Genomic DNA, 18,362 nt, shown 5'->3' with positions numbered 1-18,362 from the left:
TTTTGCTCACCCATTGTTGTTCCCACCGAAGCCCAATACTCTTGAAAAGGGTTATGAAGCCAGCCCTTGGACTGGGGGTTTTGCGCGGAGGCTCCAGCATGCGCATCGGACTCATTGTTGGCCCGTGGTTTACCGTGCCGCCGGAAAAGTACGGCGGAACGGAACGTGTTGTGGACGCCCTCGCCTGCGCGTTGATGACAGCCGGACACCAAGTTCTCTTAGCCACAACATCGGACAGTACCTGTCCTGTGCCCAGGGTCCCCGACCTCGGAGAGTCAGAACCCGGGGAGCTGGGGACCAGCGAATCGGAACTGAACCACGTCATCAAGGCCTACGCCGGAATGCACCACGTGGACATCATTCACGACCACACGTTGGCAGGCCCTCTCTACGCTCACCGTCCACCGGGGATACCTGTAGTGACTACCATCCATGGGCCCCTCACAGGCCGGACGGCCGGGCTGTACCGCGACATGGCGCGGAACACCGCCATTGTGGCCATATCCCATGACCAGTGCAGCGGAGTCCCCGACCTCCCCATCTCGGCTGTCATCCACCACGGCATTGACCTCTCCCAAGTATCTGCGGGTGAAGGAAAGGGTGGCTACGCGTGCTTCGTGGGCCGGATGTGCCCGGACAAGGGACTCCTGGAAGCCGTGCACATTTCCCGGAAAGCCGGCGTCCCGCTCCGCATTGCTGCCAAGATGCACACCCCGGCCGAGAGGGAGTTCCATGACCAGGTGGTGCTACCACTGTTAGGACCCAATGAGGAGTTTCTGGGCGAACTTTCAGACCCGGAGAAATATGAGCTCATGGGAGACGCCTTGGTCCTGCTGAACCCCATCCAATGGCCCGAACCCTTTGGCCTGGTGATGATTGAGGCGCTGGCCACCGGAACACCTGTACTCTCCACTCCCATGGGGGCTGCACCGGAAATCCTGACTCACGGAGTCAACGGCTTCCTCGCCCCGTCCAATGAGCTGGCCAGTTACATGGAAGCTGTGGCCGGGATCAGCCGGGCAGCGTGCCGCAGCACCGTGGAAGAGCGCTTCACTGCTGCCCGCATGGCGGCCGATCATCTGGAACTCTACGCCCGCGTCATGGCCCCCGTGGACGAGGCTGTTCGCCCATGACCGCCTGGAACGCCGATCCGGACGCTGGTACCTCGGAATTCGGTCTCGTGCGGTACGGCTTCGTGAAGGAAGCCAGCCGGGTTGCGAGCGGACTGTTCGACGCCGCCGAGCACTTTAGCGGTCAACTTCCGGAGCTTTTTGCGGCGCCCTTGCAATTAGCCCGCATCCTGCTGCGGTCCTACCCAGATTTCACCCGAAACGTCCTGCATTTGGCACCCATCCTGCCTGATTCCTTCGGCACCTTCACCGCGGACAACGACTTGCTGGGGCGCTCGATGATCACCATCCAGGCGTCCGGCTCCTCAGGGAACGTGACCGGGCACCCTCTGGGCTGGAGTTGAGGTCCGATCCAAGGCCGCCCTTGACAGGGGAGATGTTCGGTTAGTTTCTAGAGGGTGCCGCGGCGGCCGTACCTCTCACTAGATTCGGTGGTGTCCTTCGCAGCGGTTGTGGTGCCGGGCCGCAGCTCAAATTGCGGGGCTTCGGGGATTTTGGGCGATCGGCCGGCATCGGCGATGTAGGCGGCGGCCAGCCCGCCGAGTTCCACAAGCGGAAGGGTGACGGTGGTGAGGCCGAAGACCGCCCCGCCTCTGGTACCTCCGATGCCGGCCACCGAAACATCATCCGGAATACGGTAGCCGGAGGTCCACAGGCCGGCCAAAACACCCACGGCGATCTCGTCATTGGCGCATACGATCGCTTCGGGCAGTTCTCCCGCGGCGATCAGGTGCGCCACTGCCTCCCGCCCGGATTCCTGGCGCATGCCGGCGTTCCCCAACACCATGGGAAGGGCTTGGGCTTCGAACATCGCACGGCGATATCCGATGACGCGCTGTTCCACGGCTGTCAGCCCCGGCATACCGCCGACAAATGCAATCCTCCGATGGCCCAGGGAGAGCATATAGCGGGTCAATTCGTAGGACGCGGCATGGTTGTCGATGACGATTTTGGTGGAATCGAATCCGCGTGGAGCCAGCGCCACCACCCTGGTTCCGGCCCTGACAGCAAGATTGACCTCCCGCGCCAGTTCAGCCGTTCCAGGGGAGCCCTCGATGTCGCTGCCGCAGAACACGATTCCGGAGGCCTGATGCTCCCGGAGAACGCGGAACTTGGTTCGTTCTTGTTCAGGGTCCCTGTTCGCATTGGCCAGGATGGTGACGAATCCAGCCTTGGCGGCTTCTATTTCGATGCCCCGGGTCAACTCGGCGAAGTAGGGATCCAGGATGTCGCTGGCAATGACCCCGATGATCTTGCTGCGCTGCTGCTTCAAGGCCTGGGCGGCGGCGCTTGGTGTGTAGCCCAGCGTCTGGGCGGCGGATTGGACACTCTCGCGAATGTCCCGGGACACCGGATGGGCTGAGCCATTGAGCACGCGCGAGGCTGTAGCCACGGAGACGGCGGCAAGCTCGGCTACTTCCCGCAATGTGGCCATGTTTCCCAGACTCCTTCGGTGGATTCAACCGTCCAAGCCTAACTGCCACCGGGATGGTTCCCTGGTCGCGGCACGAAGTGCTTGACAGGTGCGTCAGTACACCCTTAGCGTAATGGTAAACCTTTGCCACTGCGATGTATGCCTTTATGGATATAGTGGCAAACGTTATCCGTTAGAACTCAAAGGAGAGATGCAATGACCGACCTTACAAAACCCTTCGACCTGATCGTGGTTGGTGCGGGCGCGGCTGGATTGGCGGCCGCCAACCGTGCGGTGGACCTCGGGGGACGGGTGCTGCTCCTGGAGAAGGGCGGGGCACCTGGTGGTTCTGCCGCACTGTCGGCGGGGATTCTTTGGACCGCCCCAAATCTTGACGTCCTTCGGAGCATCCAACCGGACGGGGATCCTGTTCTTGGACCGTTGGTGGTTGAAGGCTACGACCAAGCGGTGCAGGATGTCCGTGAAGCCGGTGTAACTGTCAGCGATGAATGGCTGGACCATCTGGAATGGGGCCGTGCCTGCAAGATCGACATCAAAGAGCTGATTTCCAAATGGTCGGCAAAAATTGAAGCCACCGGTGGCGGGCTCCTGACGGGCGTGAACGATATTGAACTCATCATTGAGGACGGTGCTGTGGCCGGTGCCTCGTTTGAGTTTGGTGGGGAACGTATCGCCGTCCTCAGTGGGGCAGTTCTCCTGGCCACAGGCGGATTCCAGGGCGATCCTGAGCTGAAACAGAAGTTCATTGGCAATGGCGCCGATGATATTGCTGTCCGAAGCAATCCCCAATCGGTGGGCGACGGATTCCGCTTGGGAGCTGCCGCCGGAGGTGCCGCCAGCCGTCACCTTTCAGGTTTCTATGGGCACACGTTGCCCAGCCCCTTGCCTGTATCTCCGGAAGTGTTCTTGCGGCTGACCTTGTACTTCTCCGCCTACGGCGTCATGGTAAACCGGCTGGGACGGCGGTTCACCGACGAGTCTCTGGGCGATGAGGTCTCCAACCAGGCAGTTGTCCGTGAACCGGGACGCCGTGGTGTTCTGATATGGGATGACGAAGTTCAGCAGACGCGGGCGCTTGCCGTACCGTATCCCAGCGGCATGGCCCTCGACCGGCATGCTGAGGCCTCCCAGTTGGGAGCGCGCACCGCCGAAACTGCCACTCTTGAGGAACTGGTGGAAGTGGTGGCCGGCTGGGGTGTTGACCGTGTGGGCCTAGTGGAGACCTTGGAGAACTACCAGCGTGCATCCAATGGCGAATCAGTCAGCCTGGACGCACCGCTTCCCAAGCGTCCAAGCCCGCTCAAGAAGGGCCCGTTCCGCGCCGTGGAATTCCAGCCCTGCATCACCATCCCGTTCGGCGGACTGAGGGTGAACGGTGACAGCCAGGTTCTGGACCGCGACAATCGTCCTGTCACCGGGCTGTTCGCCGCCGGAGCAGACGCGGGTGGGGCCCAGGACCTCCGTTATGTGGGAGGCATCGTGTTTGGTTTCGTCTTCGGCCGGCGCGCAGCAGATGCGGCCATGCGCACTGTCCGTGCCTCGGACAAACTGGTTGCAGTCTCATGATCACCTCGACAGTGGGCTGCAGGGTAGCGTGGGAAGGACCCGGACAACTCGACTTCGAAGACAGCGCGTGGCCGGCGCCGGGTCCGGATCAGGTGGTGATTCGTGTCGAAAGTGTTGGAGTCTGCGGCACTGACCTCAGCATCTGGCGGGGCGACCATGACGGTCTCCGGAAAGGCTCTGTTCTGGGGCACGAATTCGGCGGCACGATTGTGGACGTCGGGGCCAACGTGGAGTTCAGGTCCGTTGGACAAAAGACAGCTGTAGACCCCAACCTGACGTGCGGAAAGTGCCAGGACTGCCGTGCGGGCTCCCGTGGCCTTTGCAGCGAGCGCAAACTTATGGGACGGGACGTCGACGGCGGGCTGCAGAGCTTTGTGGCGGTGGATGCCGCTCAAACAATCCTTGTTCCCGGGGAACCGGATTCCCGTGCGCTGGCGCTTGTCGAACCGATCGCTGTGGGAGTCCACGCATGTGCACGGGCCGAAGTAAGGTTTGGCAGTCACCTTGGCATCATCGGTGGAGGCGCGATCGGAATGGCCTGCGCCCTTCAGGCCCGCAGCCTGGGCGCCGCGAGCATCACGGTGGTGGAGCCTGACCCCCAGCGCAGGGAAGCCATCGAGGCCTTCGGCGTGAGCGCCTTGGCTCCCGGTGACGTTCCCGGACAGCGCTGGAACGTTGCGATCGACACTGTCGGCAGTGCCGCCACCATCAGTGCCGTGATGGACCTGATGGTGCCGGGCTCCACGATTTGCGTGGCAGGCCTTGCCACCGGCGGAACGCTGCCTGCCGCCGGTGACCTGGTACGCCGCGAGCTCACCATCACCGGAACGTTCTGCTACACCACTGCCAATCTCCACACAGCTGCAGCGCTCGTGGCACTTCACGGGCTCAACGCCCTTCCGCATGACCTCATTCAAGGTCTCCGCAATGCCCCCCAGGCAATCGAAGACTTCGCCCAAGGCCGTCTTGGCCGCGGCAAAACCCTCATCATCCCCTAGCCCAACAGGGCAATTACCAAAGACGACTGAATCTGCAATGAAGGAGAAATCAGTGAAAACCTCCCTGCAAGACACCGCGGTGCTTCCACCGCATGCCAAGAACAGCCCTCGGCGGGCAGCTGTCGCCAGCATGGCCGGCGGAACGCTGGAGTACTACGACAACTACATCTACGCTCTGGCAGCAGCCCTCGTTTTCGGGAAGATCTTCTTCCCGGAGGCAGGAGGCGTGGCGACGTTGGCTGCGCTGGCCACCTTCGCGGTCTCTTACGTTGCCCGCCCCCTGGGTGCAGTGCTCTTGGGACACTTTGGCGACCGGATCGGCCGGAAGAAGGTGCTGGTCTTCATCCTGATCCTCATGGGAACGTCCACCTTCCTGGTCGGCTGCCTGCCCGGCTACGCGCAGATTGGCGTGTGGGCGCCCACCCTGCTGATCACGTTGCGGATTCTCCAGGGAATTTCCGTGGGCGGCGAGACCGCTGCCGCCACAGTATTGACCATTGAAGTTTCTCCTGAAGGCCGCCGCGGCTTCTTCACGAGTTGGGCTCCTAACGGCATCGTGGCCGGTTTCGTTCTGGCAACACTTGTCTTCGTACCCATTTCGGCTCTGCCTGAAGCCCAACTCCTCAGCTGGGGCTGGCGGATCCCGTTCTTCCTGAGTGCCTTCGTCACCATTGCCGGATTCGTGATCCGGGCAAAACTCACCGAACCAGAGGCATTCGTGGAAGCCCAGGCTGAGCACGCGCTGGTCAAAGTGCCGGTTGTGGAGGTGTTCCGGTCCCACTGGGGTGCCATTATCCGCGTGACGTTCTGCTCACTCGCCTTCGCCATCGACACCGTGATCAAAGTCTTCGCCCTCTCCTTCGCCACCAGCGTGTACGACATCCCGCGGAGCACCATGTTGTGGGTCCTCATCGTCAGCCACATCTGCGCACTGGTGACGCAGCCCTTGCTCGCTGCCCTTTCCGATCGAGTAGGCCGCAAGCCGGTCTTCATCGCCGGAAATCTGGGCTGTGCCGTGATGATCTTCGCCTACTTCGCCGCGATTCAGTCGGGCAACGTCCCCCTGCTGTTCCTCACGGGGTTCCTCTCGGTCTCCTTCGCTTACGCGGCCATCAATGCCACGTATCCGTCATTCTTCGCGGAGATGTTCAACCTGAAGGTCCGCCAGACGGGAATGGCCCTGGGCCTGCAGATCGGATTGATCGCTGCGGGCTTCGCCCCCACGATCTACACCGCGCTGACGGCCGGAAACCCGACTGACTGGCTGCCAGTGGCAGTGATCTCCGCCGTCATCTCCCTTCTCGCTGTAGCCGGCGCCCTCACGGCAAAAGAAACGTCCAAAATCCCGTTGGATCAACTCGGATCTCCCATCTCAAACCAGTCCCAGCCCACCCCCATCCGTTCAGGAGAACAGTCATGAACCAACCTTTCCGCGTAGGAATTGTGGGCTGCGGCAACATCGCCGACAACCACTTCCAGTCCTACTCCGCAATCTCCAACGTCCACGTCGTGGGCGTCTGCGATGTGGATCTTGGCCGCGCCCAGGATTTCGCTGCAGAACGTGGCATTGCCGGAGCGGTCCAGTCCGTTCGTGAACTCATTGAGTTGGGGATCGATGCACTCAGCGTCTGCACGCCGCACCCCACCCACGAGGCAGTAGTGACTGAAGCAGCAGCCGCAGGCGTTCACATTCTGTGTGAAAAGCCGGTGGCGACGGACGTAGCGTCAGCCCAACGAATGGTGGCTGCCGCTGAGCGCCACGACGTTACTTTCGGCGTCGTATTCCAGCGTAGGTTCTGGCCTGGGGCCCTGGCTTTGCGCGCTGCCATCGACGACGGCCGGCTCGGGCAGCCGATGCTCGGCCACTGCCAAGTACTCCTGCATCGCGGGACCGATTACTACAACGCTGCCGCGTGGCGCGGTACATGGGCGGCCGACGGCGGTGGAGTGCTGATGACCCAGGCCATCCACTACATAGACCTGTTGCAATGGTTCATGGGAGATCCAGTGGAGGTCAGCGCTAAGGCCGGCACGTTCGTCCATGGGGAGTCCATCGAAGTAGAAGACACGGCGGCGGCACTTATTACCTTCGCCTCCGGTGCGATAGCGACCCTTAGCGCCACAGTGGCGGCATCGCCCAATCTGGGAAGCCGGATCGTGGTGACAGGAAGCCGCGGTGCCACCGTCAACGTCTCTGAATACCCGGAAGGCTCCGACGCCATCAACGACTTGTGGGCTGTCCGGGGTGAAGAACGAGCCATCGACGTGTTCCAGGACGGACTTACGGGGGACATTCCCGTGGCAGAAGTGAATGCCAAGCTCCTCCCTTTGCACAAACTCCAGGTGGCTGACTTCGTCGATGCCGTGAGGAGTGGCCGCGCACCCTGCGTGAGCGGGCGGGAAGCGATGAAATCACTGCAGATCGTCGCAGCGGTCTACGAGTCTGCCCGGACGGGACTGCCGGTTCGGATCGGCAAGGGATCCACGGAAGCGCAGGCCTTCCCCCATTTGAACCAAGTGGTGGCTTCACGATGAGGAACAATGTAGAGCTCAGCCTGAACCAAGCCACGACGCGCCCATACCCCCTGATTGAAACAGCAGAGGCTGCCATGCGAGCGGGCATCCGACACATCGGCCTCTGGATTGAGCCGGTGGAAGAGCTCGGCCTGGCCCGGACCCGCCGGTTGCTCAGCGACACCGGCCTTTCCGTCAGTTCGGTCTGCCGTGTGGGTTTCCTCGCCGACAAAGAGGGAGCCGAATTACGGGCGGCCATGGATGGCGTCAAACGGGCACTTGAGCTCTCATCCGAGGTGGGCAGTCCAATGCTGACGCTCATTGCTGGAGGGTTGCCGCTGCACGATCCGTGTATCCGCAGCGCCGAAAACCGGCTTCGCGGCCTGCTGGAGGAACTTGAGCCACACGCACGTGCAGCGGGAGTGCGCTTGGCACTGGAACCCCTGCATCCGTTGTTCGTTCAGAGCAGGAGCGTCGTCACGACGATTTCCCAGGCGCTCCGTGTAGTCGAGGATTTTCCGGTTGAAAGTGTGGGAATCCTCATCGACGCCTACGCAACGTTCTGGGATCCGAATTTCGACGACGACGTCCTCGCCGCAGGCAATAGGATCGCCGGTTACCAGGTCAGCGATTTCACGCTTCCCTTGCCCGTTCCGGAAAACATGAACGGAAGGCTTTTTCCTGGAGACGGATCCCTCGACCTTGGTGCCCTCACCTCATCCGTCCGCCGTGCAGGCTATACGGGACCCATCGAGGTGGAAATCTTCAACGAAGACATCTGGCGGTTGCCGCTGCAAACCATAGTGGATCGCACCGTGGACAGCTTTAGCCGCCACGTCGCAGAACCCGTCAACGTTAGGGAACGCCAAACAGTATGAAAACCCTGAACTTGACGGGTACAGGACTTCGATGCCTCATAGTGGGAGCGGCTTCCGGCCTAGGGGAGGCAACTGCGCGGAGGCTTGGCAGCAACGGTCACCGAGTCATCGGCGCGGACCTTCCATCGTCGCGGTGGCCTGTTTCGGGTAGTACCTATAGCCAACTGGACATGGATATTACGGACAATCAGTCGGTACAGGCCGTGGTTGCGGAAGTGGTGGCCCGCTTGGGTGGCCTGGATGTGGTTGTTAACACGGCAGGCATCCTTGGCAAGATTCAGCCGTCCTCTGAAGAGTCCGTCGAAGAGTTCGATCTGCTTTTGCGGGTCAACCTCACCGGGGCGTTCGCGCTCTCCAAGGCCGTGCTTCCGGTTATGGCGGAGAACGGCTTCGGGCGGCTCATCCACTTCTCCTCCACAGCAGGCAAGGAAGGCGTTCCGGGGATGACAGGTTATTCAGCGAGCAAAGCCGGCATCACTGGCTTGGTGAAAGCGCTGGCCAAGGAGTACGCCGCCGCGGGCATAACGATCAACGCCATCGCACCTGGCAAGATCGATACGCCGTTGCTCAACGGAGAGGCGCCGACAGCCGAAGACCTGCAGAAAATACCCATGCGTCGCCTGGGGACAGCTGAGGAGGCAGCAGCCCTGGTGGAGTTCATCGCTTCACGTGAGGCCTCGTACACCACGGGCTTTGTGTTCGATCTCTCCGGCGGCCGCGCCGTTTACTAGGAGCCCGTTTTCCAGGATTCGGTCAGAGCTCGTATTCCATCACGAAGTCGTGCTCCACGGTGTTTCCCAGGGTGAAGGACTTGGTGCCGATCCGTTGGAAGCCGCTTTTCTCATAGAAACGGATTGCCTTCGCGTTCTCGCTGTTCACCCCGAGCCACACCCCGGCAGCGCCCTTGTCTGCGGAATGGGCCAACGACGCCTGGATGAGACGTGACGCGGCGCCCTTGCCATGGTATTCCGGGTGCACATAGCACTTGCTCAATTCGGTGGAAGGGAGCGAGGACAGCACGGATGCTACGTCCGGGTCGCTGGCCGGCTTGGCAACCAGGAGCGTGTACCCGTTCAGCTGCCCGTCGTCGTCGAGCACCAGGATGGTGATGTTCGCGTCGGCGAGGTAGTCCTTGAACTTGGCCTCACTGAGCGTCTTTTCGATGTGGGCCTGGATATCGGCCGGCGAAGAGCCCGGCGGGCAAGCTAGCGGGAAGGTGATGGCGGCAAGCTCAGCCAGCTTCCCGGCGTCGTGCGTTGTTGCGGTGCGGATGGTTTCAGTCACGTGGTCCCCCCGGGAGTTTTTGTACAGGTAATGCCCCTAAGAACGAATCTTAAGGGCATTAGCTGTACGAAAACTCCTAGTCCACCGTGGGGGTGGCCCTGAAGGCGTTGGTAGTCCTGTCCGCGAGTACTTGCCGTTCACTGCCCGAATCGAGGATGGTGTTGCGTGTTGATTCGGGGTCAACCAGGACAGCCGTCACGGAAAGGGCATCAGCAGCGTCTGTTGTCAGCAGGGCGTCCACCTGACCTTCGAAGCAATCGTCACTGGTGGTGGCATGCACGTTCATTGCAACGACGTGGTTGTTGGACACGAAGTTCCCTGTACCTTCGCGCAACCGGATGATGACCGGCGTCGCGCCTTCGGGACGGATACTCGCCGAATCGATGATCTGGGAAAAGTGGTTGCCGATCACGGAGTTGTTGTTGCCGCTGACACTCAGGACTCCGTGGAGGTCATCCAGCCCGTTGTCGATCCCCAGGAAGGGTGTCCAGGGCTCGTGGTCACGGAGGAAGTGGTTGGTGGCCACGAGGTTTTCCGAGCTGTTCCCGTCGAGGACGACCATGCCCGCGTAGAAGGAATGCAGGCGGTTGTTGGTGACGCTCGAACGGGTTACGCCGTTGAAGTGGACGCTGCTCGCTCCTCGGGGAAAGACGTTGTTGGCGGTGACAAGGAGCCCGCCGTGGTTTTCCGCGTAGATGGAATGACCCTTGAAGCCGGCGCCGATCAGGTTGTCGGTGACCTTGGACGCCTGTCCCCAGCCACGCAGCTCGATGCAGCTTCCGCATTCCGCGATGAAGTTGTTGTGGATGGACAGTGCGTCCGCGTTGTGGATGGTCAGGGCGTGTTCGAGGTAGATAAAACCCATCTCGTTGACGCGGAAGGAATCGTTGGCACTTGAGACGTGGATGCCGGTCTTCCCATTCACATAGCTGTTTTCCGCGGGTAGCTCCGAGCCGTCCGGAGCGAAGTGGAGCCCATCGATGCAGAAGTTGGCGAACTCCACCGAACTGATCCGGGGACTGCCCGCACGTTCAACCCGGAAGGCAGCTCCCTTGGCCGGGTCAGCCTTGGACAGGTCAGTGCCCCCGCCAGCCGGGAGCAGGTCCACCAGGACGCGGCTCCCACCCGGCCACAGTTCGTGCAGATCGGGCCATTCGTCTTCGGGGACGTTGAATCGGATGCTTGAGGAGGTGAACCCGTGGCCCGAGCCCTGAATCCTCAGGAAGCTGATGTCTATCAAAACCTGGGTGCGCAGGCGGTAGTCACCCGGCGGCAGGTAGATCACCGCTCCCGGCTTTCCGCCGTCGTTGACGTCTGAGGCGTTCTGCCGTTCCTTGATGTCAGCGATGATGCTGTTGATGACCTCGCCGACGTCGTCGGACGGATTGCCGATGGGCCAGTTGGTCACGTCGTAGTAGTTCTTGCTGGACATGGCTTGAGTTCCCTTGATGTGTATGCGGTGGGTTGTTTGGGCGTGGTCAGAGGGCAGGTTGGTGTTCAACCACGTCACCCAGCAGTTCGTCCGACGTCGGTGGGTTGGCGCCCGCGCGCCGCACTGTGATGGCCGCGGCCTTGGTGGCCCTTCGTCCCAACGATTCCAGAGCCTCTTGCCGTAAGCCGACCGCCCCGGTCAGGAGAAGCCCGTAGATCAGGGCGGACATGTACGAGTCACCGGCGCCAATGGTGTCCACCACGGTGGACTTCAAGGAGGGAACCAACAGCCGCGCGTCGGGGGTTGAAAGCATGGATCCTTCGGAGCCCTTGGTGACCACAACAAGCCCGGCCCCAAGGTCCAATATGCGCTGTGAAGCGTCCTCAAGCGACCAGCCAGGGTAGAGCCACCGTGCGTCCTCGTCGCTGAGTTTGACCACCTCGATCAGGGGGATGAGGTCCTCGAAAATGGTCTTTGCCTCGGTCTGGCTGCCCAGCAGGGCAGGGCGGACGTTGGGATCGTAGGTGACTACGCATCGCTGATGCACCTGCTCCAGGAGTTGTCGTACCGCGGATGCTCCAGGCTCCAGGAAGGTGGCGATTGATCCCGTGTGCAGGATTTTTGGCACGCTCACGGGGGCAATGGCGGGAAGCTCCCATTGGATGTCGAAGTCGTAGTGGGCTGAACCGTCCGACGCCAGGGTGGCGGTGGCCGTAGCAGTCCGGCCGGGCCTCCCGGCAGCGGTCAGGAGTTCGACGCCGGCGCTCGCCAAGTGCCGCTCGATGGCAGCACCGTGGTGGTCATCTCCGATGGACGTCAACAGGGCGGTTGATACGTTGAGCCGCCCGAGCCCGTAGGCAACGTTGGCGGGGGATCCTCCCGGGTGCTCAACGGTGCCCCGTGACGAAACGACGATGTCGATCAGAGCTTCACCGACAACTACGACGTCGGCGCCCGAGCCCTGTCGGGTTGCTTGAACGTTGTTCATTCCTGCTTCTCCTTATACGTGTGACGAGACCGTAAGCTTCAGAACCGTTGCTGTGCCGCCCTCGGCGGTCAGCCAGTTCTCCTGGCTCCCGGCGTCCGGGAAAACGAGGTCGGTCAGGACCACCTTGCCGTCCTGGGCAAAGACTTCCACTGAGCTCTGGTCCACCACGATGAGCAGCTTGAGGATGCCGTCCTCCAAGGCAGCGGGCGCTGATTCGGCTGACGCGAACTTTTCGTGGAACGTGGTGTCGCCTGACCGGGTGCGGTCAAGGGTGATGCGGCCGTTGCTTGTGGTGTAGCTCAGTACAGTGCCCTGGCTCCCGTCGGCCCTCGCGAGAAGCCGCAGATCAACGCGCTCGGCGGTTCCCGGCACGATGTCAGCCTCGATCACTTGAGCGGTATCCGGCCTTGCATCCGGCAACCGGAAGGCGTTGGCGCCCAGCGTGAAGCTGCCGGACTTGGCAAGCTCTTGTTTCAGATCTCCCAGGATGGGCCGCTGGACCAGGCGGGTGGCGCCAGTCAAGGAATCGCCGCTGACGGAATCGCCGTTCACTGAACTCAGCACGACCTCTCGGGCAAGAGTCATGGAGGACCGCCACGGTGCCGTGGGCAACTGGTTGGCGTAGTCCCAGTTATTCATCCAACCCATGATGATCCGCCGGCCATCCGGGGTGTTGCTGAAGGACACGGAAGCGTAGCAATCACGTCCCCAATCCAGCCACATGCAGCGCTGCAGTCCCGCAGCTGCCTCATCCGCGTCTCCGATTGACGAGAGACCGGCAGGAGCCACCAGAGAACCGGCATCCGGGAGGAAATGGACGCCGTCGAAGTGCCCGACGAAATACTGGCCGCCCGAACCTCCCGCCACCGCACCGGGGTTGATGTTGACGATCAGCACCCATCTGATGTTCTGTGGATCCCCGTCCACCGCCAAGGGAAAGAGGTCGGGGCATTCCCACTCACCGGAGTCGGCGTTGGCCGGACCAAAGTGGCTCAGGAAGTCCCAGCGTTTGAGGTCGTCGGAGCGGTAGAAAACCACCTTCTGCTGCTGCGCTTCGACGGCGACCATCACCCAAAAGGAACCTTCCCCGCCGTGGTAACGGAACACTTTGGGATCGCGGAAGTGCTCCGAGTTCCTGGTCACCACAGGGTTCTGATCGTATTTGCGCCATGTCATTCCGCCATTGGTGCTGTACGCCAGGGATTGGGCCTGCGTCCCGCTGTGAAGGGTTCCTGCCTTGAAGGCGCTGGTGTACACAGCCACCAAAGCCGGTGACTCCACGGTGCCAAAACCGGAGGTATTTCCGTGGTCCACCACCACGCTTCCGGAGAAGATGTCCTCTTTCTCATCGCCGGCAATAGCGACAGGATGCTCCGTCCACTGCAGGAGATCCGTGGAGGTGGCGTGGCCCCAGGACATGTTCCCCCAGACGTTGCCGTAAGGGTTGTTCTGGAAGAAGAGGTGATACAAACCGTCGTGGTAAACCAAGCCATTGGGATCGTTCAGCCAGGTGTCCCTTGCCGTGAAATGGATGGCAGGCCGGAATCGGGGAGTTACGGCCGGGGCTGTTTCCGGGCGTGCGGCATCAAGGCTACTGGACATGTGGTGCGTTCCTTTTGGGACGTTGAAGTGGCTTGTTGGGGTTACCGCGGAGCTGCGACTGATTCGCGGCTGACCAACGGGCAACCCAGAATGGTTGGGTGGAGCGCCATCAAGGACAGATCGTCCTTGCCCTCGATAGCGTCTATGAGGTGTTCAGTGGCCCAGGCACCCATTTCGTAGTGGGGGAGGGCCACGGTGGTCAGCCCGGGGTAGAGGTTGGCCGCGATGAGTTCCTGGTCATCAAAACCAACAACTGAAAGGTCCGCCGGGATACTGAGGCCCAACTCGGCTGCGGCCCGGTAGGCGCCCATTGCCATGCGGTCGTTGTAGCAGAACAAGGCTGTAGGAATATCGGCGCGGTCATCCCGCGACAGGATCCGTTTGGCCGCCTCATAGCCGCCCTGCACTTCCGAGATCTCGGACTCGACAGGTGCAGCATCGCCGTCGAGCCCTGCTTCGGTGAGCATGGCCCGGAAGGCCTGAAGCCGCTGGCGGGTCGCGGGGACGTCGTCGGTGTTGTTGATGAAAGCTATCCGGGTGTGGCCGGCGTCGAGGAGTGCACCAACAGCGGCGCGGGCACCTCCGTCCTCGTCCGGGACCACAGCCGTGATGTTGCCGCCGATAGCGACGGAGTCCACCAGCACGGACGGGACGCTGCCCAGGTTGTCCGGGAGTTCCACATTGCGGTGGTACATGGTGGCATAAAGGATTCCGTCCACGCGACGTTCCAGGAGGGCCTGGACGTCGGCTTGCCTCGATTCGAGGCTGGCGGAGCCCGGAGTGTTGATGATCATGAGATTGTAGCCCCGGGCCTTGGCGGCCTCATCAGCGCCCAGGATGATCCGGCCGGCGTGGGGAGTGGTGGCGATTTCCTCGCTCACCAACCCCAGCATGCCGGTCCTTTGCGTGCGAAGGGCCTGGGCCAGGCGGTTGGGGCCATAGCCTAGTTCCTCGGCCGCGGTCTTGACTTTGTCCCTGGTTTCGCTGCTGATCCGGGCGTAGGAAACCTCGTTGAGGACATGGGACACCGTGGTGACGGACACGCCGGCGGCGACGGCTACGTCCTTGATACCGATGTTCTTGTTGCTCATCCGACTCCCACGTCCTTATGGTTGGTGATGCCCTTGGGGGCTATCAGTAGGCTACTCGTTGATGGTGGCACTGGCCCTTGAGTACTGGACTTGATGATCAGCCCTTCACAGCGCCCAGCGTCATGCCTGCCACGATTTTCCGCTGCAGCAGCAGCGTCAGCAGGATGACCGGGATCGAGTAGACAGCAGCGAGGGCCGTCATGGATCCCCAGTCCAGGCCGAACTGCGTTTGGAAGTTCGCAATCACCACGGGCGTGGTCTGGGACCGGATGGCTGTCATCAGGAGGGCGAACAGGAACTCGTTCCATGAGGCCAGGAAGGCGAAGATCGCGGTGACGGCGATACCGCCGGACACTACCGGGATCACCACCCGCCACAGGGCTCCAAGCCGGCTGCACCCATCCACGGTTGCGGCTTCTTCCAAGTCCCGGGGGACCGACTCGAAGAAGCTGGACATCAGCCAGATGGACAGCGGAAGGGAGATGGTGGTGTGGGCAATGGACAGGGCTATGGGGGTATCCGCCAGGCCCACCGAGGACATCATGGACGCCAGCGGAATGCCGATGGCCACTGGCGGCACCATGCGGGTGACCAGGGCGGCCATGATGAAGACGCGTCCGCTCGGTGTCTTGTAGCGTGTGATGCCGTAAGCGGCCGGAACGGCCAGGACCAGTGACAACACAGTACTGATGACAGCCGTTTGGATGCTGTTGATGAAGGACGCCAAGACCCCGCTTCGGCCCAGGGCGTTGGTGTAGTTCTCCAGAGTCCACTCCCGCGGCAGGATGGTGGGGGGAACCGCGATGGTGTCGATCGGCGTCTTGAACGACGTGAACAGCAAGTACAGGAACGGGAAGCCGTACAGCACCATGGCCACGGCCAGCAGGATCCAGAGGATGGTACGGGTGCTCCGTTTGCCGGCTTCGAGGCCTTCGCGGTTGACCCCCCGCCGTTTGCGCAGCGGTTGTGGCTCGGAAGTATCCGACGCCGGCGGGCTGGCTTTGGTGGCTAGGCTCGCGTTGCTCATCAGTTGTCCTTTCCAGGCCGCCAGATGGTGGCCACTGCAACGAAGGCAATGGCGAGCATTGCGAGGAGATAGATGGTGCCCATGGCACTGGCGAGCCCTGGGTCGCCGAAGCGGATCATGGTCCGGTAGATCAGCAGGCTCATGGTTTCCGAGGCCGACTGCGGTCCGCCGTTGGTCTGGATGAGGATGGTGTCGAAAGCCCTTGCTGCGTCAATGCCGCGAACCACCAGCGCGACGGCGATGACTGGACGCAGCAGCGGAAGGATGATCCGGAAGAGGAGTGCCGGAGCCCGTGCCCCATCAAGGCGGGCGGCCTCGATTAGATCGCCGGGGATGTTCTGGAGGCCCGCAAAGAGCACAAGGCACATGAAGGAGGTGGTGAGCCAGATGTCCGGAATGGCCACCGAGAACAACACAATGTTGGGGTCGGACAGCCAGCCGATCTGGTTGGGATCGGACAGGATGCCGGCTTGGTGGAGGAGTGTGCCGATGAGGCCGAAATTATCGATCATCAGGAACTTCCACAGCAGGCCCGCCACGATCGGGGCGATCATCAGGGGGTAGAGGAAGACGGTCCGCCAGATCTGGGATTTCTTCCCCAAGGTGGTGAACAGCAGAGCCATGCCCAAGCCGAGTGCGAACTCGAGTGTCACCACCACCAGGGTGTAGGCAAGGGTCCGCCATCCGGCGCTGGTGAAGGCTTCGGAGGTGAACGCCGTGACGTAGTTTTGGAAACCAACAAAATCACGGGGGCCGCCCGCGATAGGGGAGATCTTGAAGAAGCTGTCCGCCACCAAGCGGAAGAGGGGATAGGCCACGAATACGGCCAGGAACAGTGCCGCGGGCGTCATCAGATAGAGGGCGAAGCGGCGATCGGAGATACGCACGGTTTTCTTTTCTGCTGGTTGGGACCGCGGCCGGCACTGTCTTTCGCGCTGTGCGCGGGCCGGTGCCGGCCGCGGAGTTCTACTTCAGGAGGTCCTGGACCTGCTTCTTGGCATCGGCCAGGAGCGCCGAGGTGTCTCCCCCGGCCACGGCCTTCTGCAGCAACGGGATCAGGACGGTGTCAACGATCTGCTGCCACTTGGCGGTTGCCGGCCGGGTGGCCGTTGCCGGAGCGTTGAGGGTTTCAATCAGCGGCTTGAAGCTTTCGTAGCCAGGCTGGTCCTGGTATTTCTCAAACGCGCTGATGCGCGAAGCCAGGCCGAGCTTGGAGTCGATGCCCATGCTGTTGTAGTCATAAGCACATTTGACGAACTTCTTGGCGGCTTCAGTGTTCTTGGTTGCCTTGGGAACGGACAGGTACCAAGGTCCCGGGACGCCTGCGACGCCGGCGCTGCCGCCGATCATCGCTGCGGCACCTACTTTTCCTGCCACGGGTGCATCAGCAGGGATCTGGCGGTAGGCATGGGCCCAGAAGCGGGTCATGGCTGTCTTGCCCTGGTTGAACAGGTTTTGTGCCGCGGCCCAGTCAACCTGTGCGGCGCCGGTGGGGGCAAACTTGGCCAGGCTCACATAGAAGTCGAGAGCTTCCTTGTGGGCCGCGTTGTCGATGACCACGTTGTTGTCCTGGTCCAGCACCATGGGGGAACCGGCCTGGAGCACATGGGCCAGCCATTCTGTTTCGACGGCGCCCTTCACGTCCGTGCCGTACATGCCGTCCTTGGTGAAGAACTCGGAAATGTCCTGGTACTGCTTCCACGTGGTGGGTGCGGCGAGTTCGTAGCCATATTTTGCCTGGAAATCGGCCTTGTTCTTGGCGTCTTCGAAGAGGTCTTTGCGGTACAGGATGATCTCGGCGTTGGTCCAGGCTGGCAGGCCGATGAAGTGGCCGTCCACGTTGGCTTCCTTGACCAGTGCGGGGAAGATGTCCTTCTTGACGTCGTCTGTGAACAGCTCATCGATGGGTTGGACGGCGTCCTTGAAGCTCGGCAGCCAGACCGAGTCCAAAGCCGCGACGTCGAAGGACACGTTGCCCGAGGAGAACTCGCTGGACAGGCGGTTGAACATGCCGTCGTAGGGGAGCTCCACAAAGTTCGCTTCAATTCCAGTGTCCTTCTTGCACTGCTCAGCCACGCCCGTGAGTTCGGCGTGACCACCGGCTTCGACCAGGACGTTGATGGAGCTGGAGCCGGCGGAGCCGCCGGAGGATGGTGCCGGGCCGCCTGCGCCACAACCGGTGGCAGCGAGTGCGACGGCGGTGCACAGCCCGCCGAGGGTGACGAGCTTGGAGATGGTGTTTCGAGTGGACATCGCTGTCGACTCACTTTCTCTTGAACGGAAATTGCAGAGAGACGAAGGGGATTGCAGTTGGCTTGAAAAATCGTTTTGCCAAAACGACTTGGCATTGACATTAGGACTGTAGGGCGAGTTCTGTCAATGGCTTCCGCGAAACATTTAGGACCCCTTGACGCCAT

Annotated in this window: 17 protein-coding genes; 8 read left to right on the top strand and 9 right to left on the bottom strand. The window is 61.7% G+C overall.

Annotated features, from left to right (window positions below; all coding sequences use genetic code 11):
* The first annotated feature begins 98 nt into the window (after positions 1-98).
* Together ACSSVG_RS06770 and ACSSVG_RS06765 are read left to right on the top strand one after the other, a co-directional pair.
* Entirely contained in the window at positions 99-1,133 is a 1,035-nt protein-coding gene (locus ACSSVG_RS06770) for a glycosyltransferase family 4 protein (protein ID WP_492418038.1), read from the top strand.
* Positions 1,130-1,474 (top strand): hypothetical protein, encoded by a 345-nt coding sequence (locus tag ACSSVG_RS06765; RefSeq protein ID WP_492418036.1) that lies wholly within the window; start codon positions 1,130-1,132, stop codon positions 1,472-1,474. The genes ACSSVG_RS06770 and ACSSVG_RS06765 overlap by 4 nt, the downstream gene beginning before the upstream one ends.
* Positions 1,475-1,521: 47 nt before the next feature.
* Here ACSSVG_RS06765 and ACSSVG_RS06760 read toward each other — a convergent pair whose 3' ends face one another.
* Complete coding sequence (locus tag ACSSVG_RS06760) at positions 1,522-2,565, bottom strand: LacI family DNA-binding transcriptional regulator (protein WP_492418034.1); 1,044 nt, start codon at positions 2,563-2,565, stop codon at positions 1,522-1,524.
* Between the two features lie 195 nt (positions 2,566-2,760).
* Here ACSSVG_RS06760 and ACSSVG_RS06755 point away from each other — a divergent pair, with 195 nt between their 5' ends.
* The 6 genes from ACSSVG_RS06755 to ACSSVG_RS06730 are packed head-to-tail and all read left to right on the top strand — an operon-like array spanning position 2,761 to position 9,252.
* Positions 2,761-4,131, top strand: a complete 1,371-nt coding sequence (locus tag ACSSVG_RS06755; RefSeq protein WP_492418032.1) for an FAD-binding protein — start codon at positions 2,761-2,763, stop codon at positions 4,129-4,131.
* Positions 4,128-5,129, top strand: coding sequence for a zinc-dependent alcohol dehydrogenase (locus ACSSVG_RS06750; RefSeq protein ID WP_231341940.1), 1,002 nt, complete (start codon positions 4,128-4,130; stop codon positions 5,127-5,129). The genes ACSSVG_RS06755 and ACSSVG_RS06750 overlap by 4 nt, the downstream gene beginning before the upstream one ends.
* A 52-nt stretch (positions 5,130-5,181) precedes the next feature.
* A complete protein-coding gene (locus tag ACSSVG_RS06745) occupies positions 5,182-6,549 on the top strand; it encodes an MFS transporter (RefSeq protein ID WP_231341941.1) in 1,368 nt (455 codons plus the stop codon).
* Positions 6,546-7,664, top strand: a complete 1,119-nt coding sequence (locus ACSSVG_RS06740) for a Gfo/Idh/MocA family protein (protein ID WP_492418029.1) — start codon at positions 6,546-6,548, stop codon at positions 7,662-7,664. Before ACSSVG_RS06745 ends, ACSSVG_RS06740 begins: the two co-directional genes overlap by 4 nt.
* Positions 7,661-8,521, top strand: coding sequence for a sugar phosphate isomerase/epimerase family protein (locus ACSSVG_RS06735; protein WP_492418027.1), 861 nt, complete (start codon positions 7,661-7,663; stop codon positions 8,519-8,521). The genes ACSSVG_RS06740 and ACSSVG_RS06735 overlap by 4 nt, the downstream gene beginning before the upstream one ends.
* Positions 8,518-9,252 (top strand): SDR family NAD(P)-dependent oxidoreductase, encoded by a 735-nt coding sequence (locus tag ACSSVG_RS06730; RefSeq protein ID WP_492418025.1) that lies wholly within the window; start codon positions 8,518-8,520, stop codon positions 9,250-9,252. The genes ACSSVG_RS06735 and ACSSVG_RS06730 overlap by 4 nt, the downstream gene beginning before the upstream one ends.
* Before the next feature lie 22 nt (positions 9,253-9,274).
* On the opposite strand, the gene ACSSVG_RS06725 is transcribed toward ACSSVG_RS06730, so the two are convergent.
* From ACSSVG_RS06725 to ACSSVG_RS06690, 8 genes are all read right to left on the bottom strand, one after another.
* A complete protein-coding gene (locus ACSSVG_RS06725; RefSeq protein WP_253466241.1) occupies positions 9,275-9,805 on the bottom strand; it encodes a GNAT family N-acetyltransferase in 531 nt (176 codons plus the stop codon).
* 76 nt (positions 9,806-9,881) lie between these two features.
* Complete coding sequence (locus tag ACSSVG_RS06720; RefSeq protein ID WP_492418023.1) at positions 9,882-11,237, bottom strand: NosD domain-containing protein; 1,356 nt, start codon at positions 11,235-11,237, stop codon at positions 9,882-9,884.
* A 46-nt stretch (positions 11,238-11,283) separates the two neighbouring features.
* Entirely contained in the window at positions 11,284-12,225 is a 942-nt protein-coding gene (locus tag ACSSVG_RS06715) for a carbohydrate kinase family protein (protein WP_492418022.1), read from the bottom strand.
* 12 nt (positions 12,226-12,237) lie between these two features.
* Positions 12,238-13,827: a glycoside hydrolase family 32 protein gene (locus ACSSVG_RS06710; RefSeq protein WP_492418020.1), complete on the bottom strand. Its 1,590-nt coding sequence runs from the start codon at positions 13,825-13,827 to the stop codon at positions 12,238-12,240.
* 41 nt (positions 13,828-13,868) lie between these two features.
* Positions 13,869-14,918 carry a LacI family DNA-binding transcriptional regulator gene (locus ACSSVG_RS06705; protein ID WP_231341949.1) on the bottom strand — a complete coding sequence of 350 codons (1,050 nt, stop codon included), beginning with the start codon at positions 14,916-14,918 and terminating at the stop codon, positions 13,869-13,871.
* Between the two features lie 97 nt (positions 14,919-15,015).
* The gene (locus ACSSVG_RS06700) at positions 15,016-15,945 is read right to left on the bottom strand and encodes a carbohydrate ABC transporter permease (RefSeq protein WP_231341950.1); all 930 of its coding nucleotides are present in this window, start codon (positions 15,943-15,945) and stop codon (positions 15,016-15,018) included.
* Positions 15,945-16,832: a carbohydrate ABC transporter permease gene (locus ACSSVG_RS06695; RefSeq protein WP_105692744.1), complete on the bottom strand. Its 888-nt coding sequence runs from the start codon at positions 16,830-16,832 to the stop codon at positions 15,945-15,947. Before ACSSVG_RS06695 ends, ACSSVG_RS06700 begins: the two co-directional genes overlap by 1 nt.
* Positions 16,833-16,911: 79 nt before the next feature.
* The gene (locus ACSSVG_RS06690) at positions 16,912-18,198 is read right to left on the bottom strand and encodes an ABC transporter substrate-binding protein (RefSeq protein WP_492418018.1); all 1,287 of its coding nucleotides are present in this window, start codon (positions 18,196-18,198) and stop codon (positions 16,912-16,914) included.
* Between the last annotated feature and the right edge of the window lie 164 nt (positions 18,199-18,362).

It is taken from the genome of Paenarthrobacter sp. E2MeOHC11, assembly GCF_058744955.1.
The sequence above is the reverse complement of the archived record's forward strand: the minus strand, read 5'-3'. Positions and strand labels throughout refer to the sequence as shown.

What these genes read in the sequence shown, in the direction of transcription:
- ACSSVG_RS06765 (WP_492418036.1), top strand. Translation starts at nt 1,130, where the DNA reads ATGACCGCCTGGAACGCCGATCCGGACGCTGGTACCTCGGAATTCGGT.
- ACSSVG_RS06740 (WP_492418029.1), top strand. Translation starts at nt 6,546, where the DNA reads ATGAACCAACCTTTCCGCGTAGGAATTGTGGGCTGCGGCAACATCGCC.
- ACSSVG_RS06705 (WP_231341949.1), bottom strand. Translation starts at nt 14,918, where the DNA reads ATGAGCAACAAGAACATCGGTATCAAGGACGTAGCCGTCGCCGCCGGC.
- ACSSVG_RS06715 (WP_492418022.1), bottom strand. Translation starts at nt 12,225, where the DNA reads ATGAACAACGTTCAAGCAACCCGACAGGGCTCGGGCGCCGACGTCGTA.
- ACSSVG_RS06735 (WP_492418027.1), top strand. Translation starts at nt 7,661, where the DNA reads ATGAGGAACAATGTAGAGCTCAGCCTGAACCAAGCCACGACGCGCCCA.
- ACSSVG_RS06750 (WP_231341940.1), top strand. Translation starts at nt 4,128, where the DNA reads ATGATCACCTCGACAGTGGGCTGCAGGGTAGCGTGGGAAGGACCCGGA.
- ACSSVG_RS06770 (WP_492418038.1), top strand. Translation starts at nt 99, where the DNA reads ATGCGCATCGGACTCATTGTTGGCCCGTGGTTTACCGTGCCGCCGGAA.
- ACSSVG_RS06755 (WP_492418032.1), top strand. Translation starts at nt 2,761, where the DNA reads ATGACCGACCTTACAAAACCCTTCGACCTGATCGTGGTTGGTGCGGGC.
- ACSSVG_RS06690 (WP_492418018.1), bottom strand. Translation starts at nt 18,198, where the DNA reads ATGTCCACTCGAAACACCATCTCCAAGCTCGTCACCCTCGGCGGGCTG.
- ACSSVG_RS06730 (WP_492418025.1), top strand. Translation starts at nt 8,518, where the DNA reads ATGAAAACCCTGAACTTGACGGGTACAGGACTTCGATGCCTCATAGTG.
- ACSSVG_RS06760 (WP_492418034.1), bottom strand. Translation starts at nt 2,565, where the DNA reads ATGGCCACATTGCGGGAAGTAGCCGAGCTTGCCGCCGTCTCCGTGGCT.
- ACSSVG_RS06700 (WP_231341950.1), bottom strand. Translation starts at nt 15,945, where the DNA reads ATGAGCAACGCGAGCCTAGCCACCAAAGCCAGCCCGCCGGCGTCGGAT.
- ACSSVG_RS06710 (WP_492418020.1), bottom strand. Translation starts at nt 13,827, where the DNA reads ATGTCCAGTAGCCTTGATGCCGCACGCCCGGAAACAGCCCCGGCCGTA.
- ACSSVG_RS06720 (WP_492418023.1), bottom strand. Translation starts at nt 11,237, where the DNA reads ATGTCCAGCAAGAACTACTACGACGTGACCAACTGGCCCATCGGCAAT.